Origin of the sequence: Rahnella sp. BCC 1045, from assembly GCF_019049615.1 — a bacterium.
In the GTDB taxonomy this organism is placed as follows: Bacteria; Pseudomonadota; Gammaproteobacteria; order Enterobacterales; family Enterobacteriaceae; genus Rahnella; species Rahnella contaminans.
In genome coordinates this window covers 66,366-81,283 of the sequence record NZ_JAFMOZ010000142.1, presented here as the reverse complement: position 1 = coordinate 81,283, position 14,918 = coordinate 66,366, and the positions used below count along the sequence as shown (strand labels likewise).

Here is a 14,918-nt window from a genome sequence, read left to right as displayed (position 1 = left end):
AGCTTGCACCCGCTGGCGCACCAAGGCGGCTGCCGCAGGGCAATGATGTTCGCGATAGTACATCATCTGCCGCATGGCTGTCACAGTTGCTGTGTTTGTGCGGGGTTTTTAAGCGATTTTCAGAACGCCAGATGGCAAAATCCAACGTCTTTTCTTGTCATTATTGCATCTGAGTCAATAGTCTTGTGCGCAATATCACATTTTTCCTCCCTGCGGAGTTGGGTACACTACGTGATAACAGCCTGAGAGCCAGAATTCAATTTAAGGAAAAGACCATGAGCAACATCCTGATTATCAATGCAGGCAAGACTTTTGCCCACTCTAAAGGTGCCCTGAACAACAGCCTGACTGACGTCGCCAGCAGTTTCCTGCGTGACGCGGGCCACGACGTGCGCGTGACGGTTCTTGAGGAGGGTTATGACGTACAGACCGAAATCGAAAGTTATCTGTGGGCCGATGCCATCATTTATCAGCAGCCAGGCTGGTGGATGGGTATGCCGTGGACGCTGAAAAAATACGTCGATGAAGTCTTCACCGAAGGTCACGGCAAACTGTACGCCAGCGATGGCCGTACCCGTTCTGATGATTCCAAAAAATACGGTTCCGGTGGCCTGTTGCAGGGCAAAAGCTACATGCTTTCTGTCACCTGGAATGCCCCGCTGGAAGCGTTCGAAGATAAAGAGCAGTTCTTCCACGGCGTTGGCGTTGACGGCGTTTATCTCGCACAGCACAAAGCTAACCAGTTTATTGGCCTCGACACGCTGCCGACCTTTATGTGTAACGACGTGATTAAACAGCCTGACGTGGAAGGGGATTTCGCCCGCTACCGCGCTCACCTTGAAAATGTATTCGGTCAGGCCTAAGGTTGAAGGTCACCCGGGAAAGAGGTTTTTATGATCACTGTTATTGCTGAAATCAAAGTAAAACCAGGCCGTCGCGATTCGGTTATGGAAAAAATTACCGCCCTGCTGCCGGACGTTCTGGCAGAAAAAGGTTGTCACCGTTACGAGCCTTACGTTGATTTCAACGGTCAGATCCCGTGGCGCAAAACGGTCCCTGATTCCATCTTTATGCTGGAAGACTGGGAAAGCCTGGCGCATCTCGAGGCGCATCAGCAGGCTGAACATATGGACAAGCACCGCGAAAACATCAAAGCCGACGTGCTGGATGTGGTGATCCATATTATTGAGAAAGCCTGATTGTCTGACGGGCTTTACTAAAAAAAAATGCCGGAGCTGCAAAGCGCCCGGCATTTTTTATGCGGCAATCTGAAGGGTCAGACGTCCAGTTCGGCGGTGTCGCCTTTTTCCTGCAACCAGTTACGGCGATCTTCAGAACGCTTCTTCGCCAGTAACATATCCATCATACGCAGCGTCTGATCGATATCGTCTTCATCGATAGTCAGCTGCACCAGACGGCGGGTGTTCGGATCCAGCGTGGTTTCGCGTAACTGCAACGGGTTCATTTCACCCAATCCTTTGAATCGCTGAACGTTAGGCTTGCCTTTCTTACGTTTCAGCTGATCCAGCACGCCTTCTTTTTCCTGCTCATCCAGCGCATAGAACACTTCTTTGCCCAGATCGATTCGGTATAAAGGCGGCATCGCCACATACACATGACCGCCGCGCACCAGCGAACGGAAGTGACGGACAAACAGCGCACACAGCAAGGTAGCGATGTGCAAACCGTCGGAGTCCGCATCCGCAAGGATACAGATTTTGCCGTACCGCAATTGGGTCAGATCTTCGCTGTCCGGATCGATACCGATCGCCACGGAAATATCGTGCACTTCCTGAGAGGCCAGCACTTCATCAGAAGAGACTTCCCATGTGTTCAGGATCTTCCCTTTCAGCGGCATGATCGCCTGATATTCGCGGTCACGCGCTTGCTTGGCAGAACCGCCTGCGGAATCCCCTTCCACCAGGAACAGTTCGGTCATGTTCAGATCTTGCGACGTACAGTCCGCCAGTTTGCCCGGCAGCGCCGGGCCGCTGGTCAGTTTCTTACGCACCACTTTTTTGGCGGCACGCAGACGTCGCTGAGCGCTGGAAATACACAACTCGGCCAACTGTTCTGCGGCCTGTACGTTCTGATTCAGCCACAGGCTGAATGCATCTTTCACCACGCCGGAAACAAAAGCGGCGCACTGACGTGAAGACAGGCGTTCTTTGGTCTGGCCGGCGAATTGCGGATCCTGCATTTTCACCGAAAGCACATACGCGCAGCGCTCCCAGATATCTTCCGCCGACAATTTCACACCACGCGGCAGGATATTGCGGAATTCGCAGAATTCACGCATGGCATCCAGCAGCCCCTGACGCAGACCGTTAACGTGCGTACCGCCCTGCATGGTCGGGATCAGGTTGACGTAGCTTTCCGTCAGCAGTTCACCACCTTCCGGCAGCCACAGCAGCGCCCAGTCAACCGCTTCGGTGTCACCGGCGAACGTGCCGACGAATGCTTTTTCAGGCAGCGTAATCAGGCCGTTCACCGCTTCCATCAGGTAGTCGGTCAGACCGTCTTCATAACACCAGCGTTGTTCGGTGTTATTCACTTTGTCTTTGAAAATGATTTCAGCGCCAGGGCACAGGACGGCTTTTGCTTTCAGCAAATGGCTGAGGCGGCTGACCGAAAAACGCGGGCTGTCGAAGAAACTGCCGTCAGGCCAGAAATGTACGCTGGTACCCGTAGTGCGTTTACCGCAGGTGCCGGTGACATGTAAATCTTCAACTTTGTCGCCGTTTTCAAACGCCATTTCATACACTTCGCCGCCGCGTTTTACCGCCACCTCGACACGTTTGGATAAGGCATTCACCACCGAAATCCCCACGCCGTGCAGGCCGCCGGAGAACTGGTAGTTTTTATTGGAGAATTTACCGCCTGCGTGCAGACGGCAGAAAATCAGCTCAACGGCAGGCACGCCTTCTTCCGGGTGGATATCTACCGGCATGCCGCGGCCATCATCAATGACTTCGAGAGACTGATCTTCGTGGAGGATCACTTCGATACGCTTTGCGTGACCGGCTAATGCCTCATCGACGCTGTTATCTATGACTTCCTGGCCGAGATGGTTTGGCCGGGTGGTATCGGTATACATGCCCGGACGGCGGCGCACCGGTTCAAGTCCGCTGAGGACCTCTATGGAATCCGCGTTATAAGTTGACTGGCTCATCGTTGATTATTCGTGGCTCATAGGTTTGTGGGCTAACGATACAGTATTTGGGCGGGCGGAAGCACTGGCAGAAAGCAGACGCGAAACATCCGGGGAAAACGTCACCCTGACGATGTTAGTCTGCCGTCAGCTCAAGAAAATCTACAATCGGCGAAAAATAGCGTTCAAAGCCGACAAATGCATGATTTCCTTCAGGTTCGACCGTCTGACGACAAGCAGTGTAATACGCCACAGCCTGACGGTAATCGAGGATTTCATCGCCCGTTTGTTGCAGTAACCAGAGTAAATCCGGCGACTCCAGCGGTTCAATCTGCATGACTTTCAGATCGTAAACGTGGCGTGACTCTAACACATATTGCTGGCCGGTGTAGGGGTTCTCGTTTTGCCCGAGGAAGTCGATCAGCAGTTCATACGGTTTCACGGCGGGGTTAACCACCACCGCGGGCACGGCGAAACATTGCGACAACCAGGTGGCGTAATACCCGCCCAGCGAGGAACCGACAATGCCCAGCTTTTTACCGGCATGACGGATCACTAAGTTTTCTAACTGCTCAGCCGCATCGACCGGATACGGCGGTAATTGCGGAATCACCATATCGATTTCAGGATGGTTCTTCGCCAGCCAGTTTTTGAGCGACGTGGCTTTGGCCGAGTTCGGTGAGCTGTTGAAACCGTGCAGGTAAAGTAAGGTATTCATTCGTACCCGTCCGACTCGGTGTCAGGATGAAACTCGCTGGTTTCCAGACGGAAAACCTGGGTTTCGACACGGCCATCAGGATACAAATCGAGATAACGCCATCCCGGTGCGACGGTATCAATCGTGAAATTAGTGCAATGCGGTTTGAACTGAACGCAGGTAGACGGCGTGGCGTACAGACGACGTCCGTACCAGTCGAGATCCAGCTCCTGATGAATGTGGCCGCACAAAAGCGTGTTCACTTTCGGGTAATTGACCAGAACATTCGCCAGCATGTGCGCGTTACGCAGGCTGTGCTGATCGAGCCAGGTACAGCCAGAAGGCAGCGGATGGTGATGAAGCATCAGCAGGGTAAAGCGATCGGGATACGCATTCAGGCAACGTTCCATCCATTCCAGCTGATACTCGCTCAACTCTCCGTGCGGCACGCCGAAAACCTGCGTATCGAGCAGGATTATCTGCCAGTCGTCACCGAGGAGGACATGTTTGGAGGGGCTGATCCCGGCTTCCTGCAAGGCATTCACCATTGCAGGCTGGAAATCATGGTTACCGGGCAACCAGACACAGGGTGCCGCCAGTTCGCTGATACCACGGGCAAACTGATGGTAGGCTTCCACCGACTGATCCTGAGCCAGATCACCGGTTGCCGCGATGATATCGACTTCGCGCTGCTGTGCTTTTATAGCGTCCAGCACCGCGCGATAGCTGTTAAACGTATTCACGCCCAGCAATGTCTCATCTTCACCGGCAAAAAGATGGGTATCTGTAATCTGTAGAATTCTGACTTTGGCCCCATTCACCAAAGGCAGTTTAAACAGGCTTTCCAAATCGTTTCCTTTGTTGTTGAAGTCTGTCTAACACACCGGAATTGCCATCGCTCCGTGCGCAAGGCAATAACGCAGCCAGTCCGCCAGGAACTGGTTAATTTGATGCTTTTCATCACGCTGATGCAACTTTTTATTAGGGTAATCATAGCGTGCTTTGAAGCGAAAGATCTGCTGACTCGCACACACTTCGGCCACCATGGCGTCGTGATACAGGCGAACCGTCAGTGAAGGCAGGCTCCAGTAACTGACGGCCGGTGCGGTCTGTTTGATTTCCACCAGCGACGTATAGCGCGTCGATTCGAGGATCGTCAGGCAATATGTGGCGCTACTCACCTGATATGTCACTGTTTCACCGGGCTCATCGGTGCGCGGCATCAAACGGCGCAATTGTGCGAAATTGGTTTCGCACAATCTCATCATTTCAGGGAAATCAGGGGTATAGCGCTTAATCATTCGATGGCCCACTCTTTTCTCAGGGATTCATGGTGTAGCTGCAGCCATTGCAGAGCAATCACTGACGCCGCATTATCTATCGCTCCCTCTTCCACCCAGCGGTAAGCCTGTTCGCGGCTGACCACATGCACCCGGATGTCTTCATTCTCTGCTTCCAGACCGTGAATTCCTTCTGCCGTTGTCGCATCAACTTCGCCGACCATAATAGAAAGACGCTCGCTGGTTCCGCCCGGGCTGGCCAGGTAATTCACAGCCGGTTTACAGCGTTTTACCACAATGTTCGCTTCTTCGAGTGCTTCACGGCGGGCGACGTCTTCGACTGTCTCGCCCTCTTCAATGATACCGGCGACCATCTCCAGAAGCCATGGGGTATCACTGGAATCAATACATGGGATGCGGATCTGTTCAATCAGCACGACTTCATCGCGCTGCGGATCATAAGGCAGCAGCACCGCTGCATGGCCCCTTTCGAAAACTTCACGCACAACTTCGCCGCTCATTTCCCCATTAAACAGCCGGTGACGAAACCGATATGCAATAATAGAAAAAAAACCTTTATATCGCGTCTCACGTGCAATAATTTCTACATCATCTTTACCGAAACTAACCGGTGAACTTTTGAATGCACACATGGATTGTTTTCCTCTTCCCTCATAAAGGCAATTTATCGTCCTTTGAGGTCAGTTTGATGAAAATGCGTTAATAATAATCAAGGTTGTTTGTGATAGATTTAGGCACATCCAGCGGGGAAGGCACGTTAAGCCAACCTCCCCGCTAGCCTGACTCTGCTAGAATCCGCGTCTATTGGTTTATTTGACTGCGCCACCATACATAACAACATTGCTGCACAACAAGGAATGCAAATGAAGAAACTGCTCCCCCTTCTCATCGGACTCAGCCTGGGCGGCTTCAGTACGATAAGCCAGGCCGAAAACCTGATGCAGGTCTATCAGCAAGCCAGGACGAGTAACCCGGACCTGCGCAAATCCGCTGCTGACCGGGATGCTGCATTCGAAAAAATCAACGAAAGCCGCAGTCCTTTATTACCGCAACTCGGTTTGGGTGCGGATTATGGTTATACCAATGGCTACCGCGATGCGAATGGCGTTAATAGTGATGTTGGCAGCGCCAGCCTGCAATTAACGCAGACCCTTTTTGATATGTCAAAATGGCGCGCACTGACCTTGCAGGAAAAAACTGCCGGTATTCAGGATGTGTCTTACCAGACTGACCAGCAATCTTTAATCCTGAATTCTGCGACGGCTTATTTCAACGTATTGAGTGCGATCGATTCACTCTCTTATACCGAAGCGCAGAAACAGGCTATTTATCGTCAGCTGGATCAAACCACGCAGCGTTTTAATGTTGGCCTGGTGGCTATCACTGACGTGCAAAACGCCCGTTCACAATACGACACCGTATTGGCTAACGAAGTGACTGCCCGCAATAACCTGGATAACGCACTGGAATCTCTGCGTCAGGTGACCGGCATGTACTATCCGCAACTCTCTTCCCTGAACGTGGATAACTTCAACACCACGCGTCCGCAGCCGGTAGCCACCCTGTTGAAAGAAGCAGAAAGCCGCAACCTGAGCTTGCTGTCTGCACGTCTGTCACAGGATCTGGCTCGTGAGCAAATCCGTTATGCGGAAACCGGCCACATGCCTACGGTTGATCTGACCGCGTCTACCGGTATCAGCAATACCAAATACCACGGCGACAAAACTGGCGGTTCTTCCAGCTACCAGGATGCCGATGCAGGCCAGAACAAAATTGGTCTGAGCTTCTCTCTGCCACTGTACAGCGGCGGTTCTGTAACCTCTCAGGTCAAACAAGCTCAGTACAATTTTGTTGGCGCCAGCGAACAACTGGAAAGCGCGCACCGCAGCGTTGTTCAGACCGTACGTTCTTCCTTCAACAACATCTCTGCCTCTATCAGCAGCATCAACGCCTATAAACAAGCCGTTGTTTCTGCTCAGAGTTCTTTAGATGCGATGGAAGCCGGCTATCAGGTGGGTACACGTACTATCGTTGATGTGCTGGATGCGACCACCACGCTGTATAACGCCAAACAACAGCTTTCCAGCGCCCGTTACACGTATCTGATCAACCAGCTGAACATCAAGTCAGCACTGGGTACGCTAAACGAAAGCGATCTGCTGGCACTGAACGGTGCTCTGGGTAAACCTGTGCCAACGGCACCGGATCAGGTTGCACCTGAAACCCCGCAGCAGGACGCCACGGCGGACGGTTATGGCAACAGCACGGCGGCTGCACCGCGTACTGAAAAAGCCAGCGCAACCACCCAAACCCGCACGACGAAGAAAAGCGGCAACCCTTTCCAGAACTAAATCTGGCAGGTTTCTTTTTTCATCGTAAAGACCAGGGCAGCCTGAAAAGGCTGCTTTTTTTTGCCTCCGTCACGCCCCTCTGTAAAGTCTCGTAACAATTGCCTTCGCTGCTTTAACAATCACCCACTTTCCCCTATTCTTAGGCCCTACTGGGAAAGGGCAAAAAAGCCCTACACATGGGATAAGAACGATGAAACGGACACAACACGTTAACCTGGCTACCTTCCGTAAATCATGGCGTAGCTCTCGGATCACACCTGTCGCACTGGCGGTAAGCGCCGTCTTTATGTTGTCTGCCTGTGAGAAAACCGACGAAACGGTTTCCTTGTATCAGAATGCTGACGACTGTACGAAAGCCAATCCGTCCGGCAGCACGCAGTGCGTCGATGCCTACAACGCAGCCAAAACAGAAGCGGCAAAAACGGCACCTAAATACGCCAGCCGTGAAGACTGTATTGCTGAGTTCGGCGAAGGCCAGTGTACTCAGGCTCCCGCGCAGGCTGGTGTCGCTTCAGCCGAAGGCCAGAGCAGTGGCAGCATGTGGATGCCTTTGATGGCAGGTTATATGATGGGCCGGATGATGAGCGGCGGCGCTTACGCGCAGCAGCCTCTTTTCAGCTCTAAAAACCCGGCCAGCCCGGCAAACGGCAAATTCGTCGATGCCACCGGCAAAAACTATGGCCCGGCAACCGCAGGTGGCCGCACCATGAATGTGCCGAAAACCGCCATGGCACCGAAACCGGCAGTCACAAACACTATTACACGCGGTGGCTTCGGCGACAGCGTAGCCAAACAAACCTCAATGCAACGCAGCTCCTCTGCGGCACCTCGCAGCCCTGGCCGCAGCATGGGTGGCTAAGAGATAAAATGAAACGTTTAGCGATTAATGAGCGCCCGGACTGGCGCGAAAAAGCCACGGAGTTTGGCTTCAATTTTCACACCATGTATGGCGAACCCTACTGGTGTGAAGATGCTTATTATCAGTTCACGCTGGCGCAGATTGAAGAGATTGAAGACGCCACTGCCGACATCCATCAGATGTGCTTAAAAGTGGTTGAGCGTGTGGTGAATGACGACAAACTGATGGCGAAATTCCAGATCCCAAAACACGTCTGGGAATTTGTCCGCAGTTCATGGCGCACGCAACAACCTTCGCTGTATTCGCGCCTGGATCTGGCCTATGACGGTGTGAATCCACCCAAGCTGCTGGAAAATAACGCCGATACACCGACCTCTCTCTATGAAGCGGCTTTCTTCCAGTGGCTGTGGCTCGAAGATCAAATCGCTGCGGGTAACTTGCCGCCAGATGCCGATCAGTACAACAGTTTGCAGGAAAAGCTGATCGAGCGTTTCAGCGAACTGAAGAACGAGCACGGTTTTTCGTTACTGCACATCGCCTGCTGTCAGGACACCGAAGAAGATCGCGGCACCGTTCAGTATTTACAGGACTGCGCGCTGGAGGCTGAACTGGCCAGCGAATTCCTGTTTATCGAAGAAATCGGTCTGGGCGAGCGCGGGCAGTTTACCGATACGCAGGATCAGGTGATTTCCAACCTGTTCAAGCTGTATCCGTGGGAATTTATGTTCCGCGAAGTGTTCGCCACCAAGCTGGAAGACGCCGGTGTTCGCTGGCTTGAACCTGCCTGGAAGGCCATTTTGTCGAACAAAGCCCTGCTGCCGTTGCTGTGGGAAATGTTCCCGGATCACCCGAATCTGTTACCGGCGTATTTTGCTGAAGATGCTCACCCGGAACTGGATCACTACGTCGTGAAGCCACTGTTTTCACGCGAAGGCGCTAACATCAAAGTCATCGAGAAAGGCCATGAAGTGGCCAGTGTTGACGGCCCGTATGGTGCAGAAGGCATGATCGTGCAACAGTTCCATCCGTTGCCGGTATTCGAAGGCAGTTACACGCTGATCGGCAGCTGGCTGGTCAACGATCAGCCTTGCGGGATTGGCATCCGCGAAGATAAAGCGCTGATCACGCAGGATCTGTCACGTTTCTATCCACATACCATTGTCGGATAAAACGCGTAAAAAAGGATAATGAAGGAATTCATTATCCTTTTTGTTTTTGAGCGTTATCCCACCTGAACAGAAAGCATGGAAAGCGATCCCATCACGATCCCGTCAGTTGGCAGTGTGATCGGCTCCGAACCCTCCCACGCACCTAAAACATACAGCAATGGCAGATAGTGATCCGGAGACGGATTCGATAACGCGCCGCCTTCATGTTCCATAAACTTCACCAGAGGATGATCTTTCGCCTCGCCCTTCCAGCTCAGGTTATCTTTCACATACTTTTCGAACGCAATCGCCCACGGATACGGCTCGCCGTTGCCGTCCCATTTCACCATTCGCAGGTTATGTACCACGTTACCGCTGGCGACAATCATCACGCCTTCGTCACGCAGCGCGGCCAGCTTTTTGCCCAGTTCATAGTGATATTCCGGCGGCTGCGTGCCATCGATGCTCAGCTGGATCACCGGAATATCGGCGTCCGGATACATCTTGATCAATACGCCCCAGGTGCCGTGGTCAAACCCCCACTCGCTGGTATCGGCCATCACATTTACCGGGCTGAGCAATTCCTGAACCCGTTTCGCCAGCGCCGGTGAACCCGGTGCCGGATAACGTTTATCAAACAGCGCCTGCGGGAAACCACCAAAATCATGGATGGTGCGCGGGTTTTCCATCGCCGTCACCGCCGTGCCGCGGGTAAACCAGTGGGCAGATACGGCCAGGATCGCTTTTGGACGTGGCAAAGATTCGCCCAGCGCATGCCAGGCACGGGTATAAACGTTATCTTCCAGCACATTCATCGGGCTGCCGTGGCCTAAGAAGAGTGCGGGCATACGTTGAGTCGTCATCATTAATTCCTTACCGCAGACTGAAAAAGAGCGGAGCGGCGGAGCGCCTTCCGCGTGATGAAAATACGGTACTCTTTTTCAGTGGCGGTTACAGCCGGATAACCATGAAGGAGATGTTCAATAAATTTGAAGAGGCAAATCAAAGGCAATGAGCGGGAATTTTCGGTTCAGACAAAATGCAGGAATACATAGCAAAAAGGCCGCATAAGCGGCCTTTCTTAATGCGCACAACCGGTTATTCAGCTTGCCTGACGGGTTTGCGCCTGGCGGTAAGCCACCAGATCGGCAATCGTCACCACGGGCATATTGTGCGCGCGGGCAAAGACGATGACTTCCGGCGCATGTGCCATGCTGCCGTCATCGTTGGTCAGTTCACACAGCACGCCGAACGGCTTAAGCCCGGCAAGTGTGGCCAGATCCACTGACGCTTCGGTGTGACCACCGCGGGTCAGCACGCCGCCTGCCTGTGCGCGCAGCGGGAAGATATGCCCCGGGCGGTTCAGGTCAGAAGGTTTCGCTCCGTCTTTGATGGCCGCACGAATGGTGGTAATGCGGTCAGCCGCAGAAACACCGGTCGTCACGCCTTCAACCGCTTCAATTGTCACGGTGAAAGGTGTCTGGAACGGGCTGGAGTTGTTCTCAACCATCATCGGCAAATCGAGCTTTTTACGGCTGTCTTCGTTCATGGTCAGGCAGACGATGCCGCTGCCGTGGCGAATAGTCAGCGCCATTTGTTCAACGGTCATGTTTTCGGCGGCAAAGATTAAATCGCCTTCGTTTTCACGATCTTCGTCATCCAGTACCAACACACCCACGCCATTACGCATCGCGTCGAGAGCACGTTCAACACGTTCAGTGGATGTACCGAATTCGGAAAGTAGGGTCTGATTCATGGTAAAAATAACCTCATGTTCTGTATGTGGATTACCAGAATCAGGGCGTCTTGAGGAGGCTAGCTGAAGCAGCCAGAAGGCGTGCTACAGTTATAAAAAATAACGCAGCGGGCAAAAATTTGCCCGGCTTGAATCGTTACTCTCTCCCATCCGGACTTTAACCGTCGGCCCCGGAATTACACCGGATCTGCTGACCTCTAACCCCGAAGGATTGAGCGCTCGCGGGCTTCCACTTGGAAGGGATTATGATCACCTTCCGGTATTCTGTGGTTTACCGCCGGTGGGGACTTTCACCCCGCCCTGAGAATAAGCAAGGCAACTATAACGCCAATAAATGAGCAGAGCAATCCTGTGGTTTGGCCATTTAGTGCCTCTGAAGGTTTATAGAAACAGCTTCAGCGATTACACTAAAGAAAAGCACCGCCTTCGAGAAAAGGAAATAACATGATTGACCCGAAAAAAATTGAACAAATTGCCCGCCAGGTTCACGAATCGATGCCGAAAGGGATCCGTGAGTTTGGTGAAGATGCCGAGAAGAAAATCCGTCAGGTATTGCAGGCGCAGTTCAGCCGTATGGATTTAGTCAATCGCGAAGAGTTTGACGTGCAGACCCAGGTTTTGCTGCGTACCCGCGAAAAACTGGCCGTGCTGGAACAACGTCTGGCCGCGCTGGAAGGCAAACTGAACGAAGCGGAAAAACCGCAAAATCCTGCCTGAATTTCCGCAACCATAAGTCCGCCGGAAACAGAAAAGGCCTGCTGCGCAGGCCTTTTTCATCTATTTTGCTCAGGCTTTATTGCGGACGAAGCACCGTTTTTACCCGTGGCAGAAATCCCCATAGCGCCGCGAACACCACCAGCGCATACAGCGATTTCCAGCCAACCATCGCCAGCAGCCCGCAGCACAAAATCGCCCCGAGCGTTGCCATCCATTTTGACCGGCCCGTCAGGATTTTTGCTCCGGAAATCATGCACAACAGATAGATCAGAATGAAAATCCCGTTGGCGTAGGTAATCAGCGCCCCGAGCGGCAAATGCAGCCAGTAAATCAGTAACGTGAACAACATACAGCAGCCCACCACCAGATTAAGCGCCGCTACCGGCACCTGCTGGGCAGAAAGTTGTGCCAGTTTGCTTTCAGGTTTCAGCTGAGCCTGCGACCACACCAGCCGGGCGAAGCTTTGCGTGTAAATATTCACGCTGGCAAAGCAGGCCAGATAACCAATAATGCAGGCCACCCAAAGCGCTTTTTGCCCGAAAAGCTGTACCACAATCCCCGGTAATGACGCGCCCGCTTCCCGCCCTTCGCCCCACGCATGGAATTTCAATACCGCGACCGTACAGCCCCAGTACACGGCGCCGGCTACCAGCATGCCGATCAGCAGCGCGCGCGGAAAATCACGTTCCGGATGACGAAATTCTGTCGCCAGATGCGCAAACGCCTCCAGCCCGACAAAGCACCAGAACATCACGGCCAGCGCATCAAAAAGACTGGAGGGCGAAACATCACGTACCGCAGGCAGCGGGATTTCCGGCAACGTGATATCTCCTTTCCACCAGATTGCCACGACCAGGGCGACGACCAAAAGCGCGATCAGCGTCTGGATATTCGCACTGGATCCTGCGCTGCGTGTGCCCAAAAACCAGATCACGAGCAGCGTTCCCAGCTGAACCAGCAGCAGATTTTCGCTGCTCCAGCCAAAAGCCGCCTGCCAGAAACCGGCAGCAATATGCAGCGCGGCGGGCAATCCGACCGGAATAACGGACAAAAACAGCCAGCCTGTCACGCGCGCCATGTGCGGCCCGAACGCTTTTCCCACGAAATGCGCGGCACCGCCTGCACTCGGGAAATGCCGGCCCAGCGCGGCAAAGCCAATCGCAATCGGGAACACCAGCAGGATCAGCACCGGCCATGCCCACAGACTGTCGTTTTGCGCCAGCTGTGCGGCAAGCGCAGGCACCGCGAAAACGCCGGTTCCCAATAATGAAGTGGAGAGCAGTCCGACGCCCTGCGCCAGACTTAATTCCTGTTTTAATCCGCTCACAACAGAGTCACTTCCGTTTGTTTTTTTGAGTGAAAAATCAAAAAGAAAAGGGCTTATCAGATAAGCCCTTCGGTGCGAACATCAGAAATTCAACCGCAGAAAATCAGTCCTGCGCTTTGATCTGATTGATGATTTTGGTGGTAGATAAACCATCTTCAAAATTCAGCACGCGCACTTCGCCGCCGTTCGCCCAGACTTCTACACTACCGGCAATTTGCTCCGGTTTGTAGTCGCCGCCTTTCACCAGCAGATCCGGTAAGATCCCGGCAATCAGACGCTGTGGCGTATCTTCTTCAAACGACACAACCCAGTCAACCGCGCCGAGCGCACCCAGCACGATCATACGGTTTTGCAACGTATTCACCGGACGGGTTTCGCCTTTCAAACGTTTTGTAGAAGCATCGCTGTTCACCGCGACAATCAGACGATCGCCAAGCTTACGGGCATTCGCCAGATAAGACACATGACCTGCATGGAGGATGTCAAAAATGCCGTTGGTCATGACGACTTTCTCGCCACGCTGACGCGCCATTGCGACCGCGGCTTTCAGCTGTTCTTCAGTCATCACGCCGAAGCCCACGTCTGAACGCCCGCCGATGGCATTTTCCAGCTCGACCGGAGAAACGGTCGATGTCCCGAGTTTCCCGACCACAACACCCGCCGCAGCGTTTGCCAGGAAGCACGATTCTTCCAGCGTATTCCCGGCCGCCAGCGCCGCAGCCAGCGTACCGATCACCGTGTCACCGGCACCGGTCACGTCATACACTTCCTGCGCCTGCGTTGGCATATGGAAAGGGGCTTTGCCCGGCTGCAACAAGGTCATACCGTTTTCTGAACGGGTCACCAGCAGCGCAGAAAGCTCGAAGTTTTCAATCAGCTGCATGCCACGAACCACGATTTCGTCTTCGTTTTTACAACAGCCCACCACCGCTTCAAACTCGGAAAGATTCGGTGTCAGCAACGTCGCGCCACGGTAGCGTTCAAAGTCAGAACCTTTAGGATCCACCAGCACCGGCACACCGGCTTTTCTCGCCAGCTGTATCATCTTCTGCACTTCGGTCAGCGCACCTTTAGCGTAATCCGACAGCACCAGCGCACCGCTTTGCGGCAACGCCTGTTCAATTTTGGTCAGCATCGGTTGCAGATCAACGCCTTCAAAACCCTCTTCAAAGTCGAGTCGAATCAGCTGCTGGTTTCGGGAAAGAATACGCAGTTTGGTGATGGTCGGGTGAGAAGGCAGCGCCACGAAATCGCAGTTTACCTTCACTTCCGCCAGACGCTCGCTCAGCGCGCGCGCCGCATCGTCCACACCGGTCAGGCCGATCAAACGGGAAGAGGCACCGAGGGACGAAATGTTCATCGCCACGTTAGCCGCGCCGCCAGGGCGTTCTTCGATGGTATTCACCTTCACGACCGGTACCGGAGCTTCCGGTGAAATACGGTTGGTCGGGCCATACCAGTAGCGGTCTAACATTACGTCACCGACCACCAGCACACCCGCGCGGTGAAAATCAGGCAAAGTCACTTTCATCCCAAGACTCCAAAACAGGCAAAACTCAACATAGAAATAGTGCGCCGGATAATATCACAAGCGCCTGTCCCTCGAATAAA

The 14,918-nt window shown here is 53.3% G+C and carries 15 protein-coding genes and 1 riboswitch; of the genes, 6 read left to right on the top strand and 9 right to left on the bottom strand.

Annotated elements, in window-relative coordinates:
* Positions 1-275 precede the first annotated feature (275 nt).
* Together J1782_RS22680 and J1782_RS22675 are read left to right on the top strand one after the other, a co-directional pair.
* Complete coding sequence (locus tag J1782_RS22680; RefSeq protein ID WP_152324046.1) at positions 276-863, top strand: NAD(P)H-dependent oxidoreductase; 588 nt, start codon at positions 276-278, stop codon at positions 861-863.
* Between the two features lie 30 nt (positions 864-893).
* Positions 894-1,199 (top strand): putative quinol monooxygenase, encoded by a 306-nt coding sequence (locus J1782_RS22675; RefSeq protein ID WP_152324047.1) that lies wholly within the window; start codon positions 894-896, stop codon positions 1,197-1,199.
* A 77-nt stretch (positions 1,200-1,276) separates the two neighbouring features.
* On the opposite strand, the gene parE is transcribed toward J1782_RS22675, so the two are convergent.
* From parE to nudF, 5 genes are all read right to left on the bottom strand, one after another.
* Entirely contained in the window at positions 1,277-3,172 is a 1,896-nt protein-coding gene (parE, locus tag J1782_RS22670) for a DNA topoisomerase IV subunit B (RefSeq protein ID WP_152324048.1), read from the bottom strand.
* 115 nt (positions 3,173-3,287) lie between these two features.
* Entirely contained in the window at positions 3,288-3,869 is a 582-nt protein-coding gene (gene yqiA / locus J1782_RS22665) for an esterase YqiA (RefSeq protein WP_152324049.1), read from the bottom strand.
* Positions 3,866-4,696, bottom strand: a complete 831-nt coding sequence (gene cpdA, locus J1782_RS22660; RefSeq protein ID WP_165061493.1) for a 3',5'-cyclic-AMP phosphodiesterase — start codon at positions 4,694-4,696, stop codon at positions 3,866-3,868. Before cpdA ends, yqiA begins: the two co-directional genes overlap by 4 nt.
* Before the next feature lie 27 nt (positions 4,697-4,723).
* Positions 4,724-5,149 (bottom strand): DUF1249 family protein, encoded by a 426-nt coding sequence (locus J1782_RS22655; protein WP_095923552.1) that lies wholly within the window; start codon positions 5,147-5,149, stop codon positions 4,724-4,726.
* Complete coding sequence (gene nudF / locus J1782_RS22650) at positions 5,146-5,781, bottom strand: ADP-ribose diphosphatase (protein WP_217153943.1); 636 nt, start codon at positions 5,779-5,781, stop codon at positions 5,146-5,148. Before nudF ends, J1782_RS22655 begins: the two co-directional genes overlap by 4 nt.
* Positions 5,782-6,012: 231 nt before the next feature.
* Here nudF and tolC point away from each other — a divergent pair, with 231 nt between their 5' ends.
* The 3 genes from tolC to J1782_RS22635 all read left to right on the top strand — a co-directional run bounded on the left by tolC (position 6,013) and on the right by J1782_RS22635 (position 9,528).
* Positions 6,013-7,500, top strand: a complete 1,488-nt coding sequence (tolC, locus tag J1782_RS22645; RefSeq protein WP_165061491.1) for an outer membrane channel protein TolC — start codon at positions 6,013-6,015, stop codon at positions 7,498-7,500.
* A 190-nt stretch (positions 7,501-7,690) separates the two neighbouring features.
* Positions 7,691-8,359, top strand: a complete 669-nt coding sequence (locus J1782_RS22640; protein ID WP_165061489.1) for a DUF1190 family protein — start codon at positions 7,691-7,693, stop codon at positions 8,357-8,359.
* Positions 8,360-8,367: 8 nt separating this feature from the next.
* The gene (locus J1782_RS22635; protein ID WP_165061486.1) at positions 8,368-9,528 is read left to right on the top strand and encodes a glutathionylspermidine synthase family protein; all 1,161 of its coding nucleotides are present in this window, start codon (positions 8,368-8,370) and stop codon (positions 9,526-9,528) included.
* 53 nt (positions 9,529-9,581) lie between these two features.
* On the opposite strand, the gene ygiD is transcribed toward J1782_RS22635, so the two are convergent.
* Positions 9,582-10,370: a 4,5-DOPA dioxygenase extradiol gene (gene ygiD / locus J1782_RS22630; protein ID WP_165061626.1), complete on the bottom strand. Its 789-nt coding sequence runs from the start codon at positions 10,368-10,370 to the stop codon at positions 9,582-9,584.
* 239 nt (positions 10,371-10,609) lie between these two features.
* Positions 10,610-11,263, bottom strand: coding sequence for a 3,4-dihydroxy-2-butanone-4-phosphate synthase (gene ribB / locus J1782_RS22625; protein ID WP_152324055.1), 654 nt, complete (start codon positions 11,261-11,263; stop codon positions 10,610-10,612).
* Positions 11,264-11,397: 134 nt separating this feature from the next.
* Positions 11,398-11,575: riboswitch (FMN riboswitch) on the bottom strand.
* 132 nt (positions 11,576-11,707) lie between these two features.
* Between ribB and J1782_RS22620 the strand changes: the two genes are divergently transcribed.
* The gene (locus J1782_RS22620; protein WP_152324056.1) at positions 11,708-11,980 is read left to right on the top strand and encodes an accessory factor UbiK family protein; all 273 of its coding nucleotides are present in this window, start codon (positions 11,708-11,710) and stop codon (positions 11,978-11,980) included.
* Between the two features lie 76 nt (positions 11,981-12,056).
* Here J1782_RS22620 and yjeH read toward each other — a convergent pair whose 3' ends face one another.
* Together yjeH and hldE are read right to left on the bottom strand one after the other, a co-directional pair.
* Positions 12,057-13,307, bottom strand: coding sequence for an L-methionine/branched-chain amino acid transporter (gene yjeH, locus J1782_RS22615; protein WP_217153942.1), 1,251 nt, complete (start codon positions 13,305-13,307; stop codon positions 12,057-12,059).
* A 103-nt stretch (positions 13,308-13,410) separates the two neighbouring features.
* Positions 13,411-14,838 carry a bifunctional D-glycero-beta-D-manno-heptose-7-phosphate kinase/D-glycero-beta-D-manno-heptose 1-phosphate adenylyltransferase HldE gene (gene hldE / locus J1782_RS22610; RefSeq protein WP_152324058.1) on the bottom strand — a complete coding sequence of 476 codons (1,428 nt, stop codon included), beginning with the start codon at positions 14,836-14,838 and terminating at the stop codon, positions 13,411-13,413.
* Between the last annotated feature and the right edge of the window lie 80 nt (positions 14,839-14,918).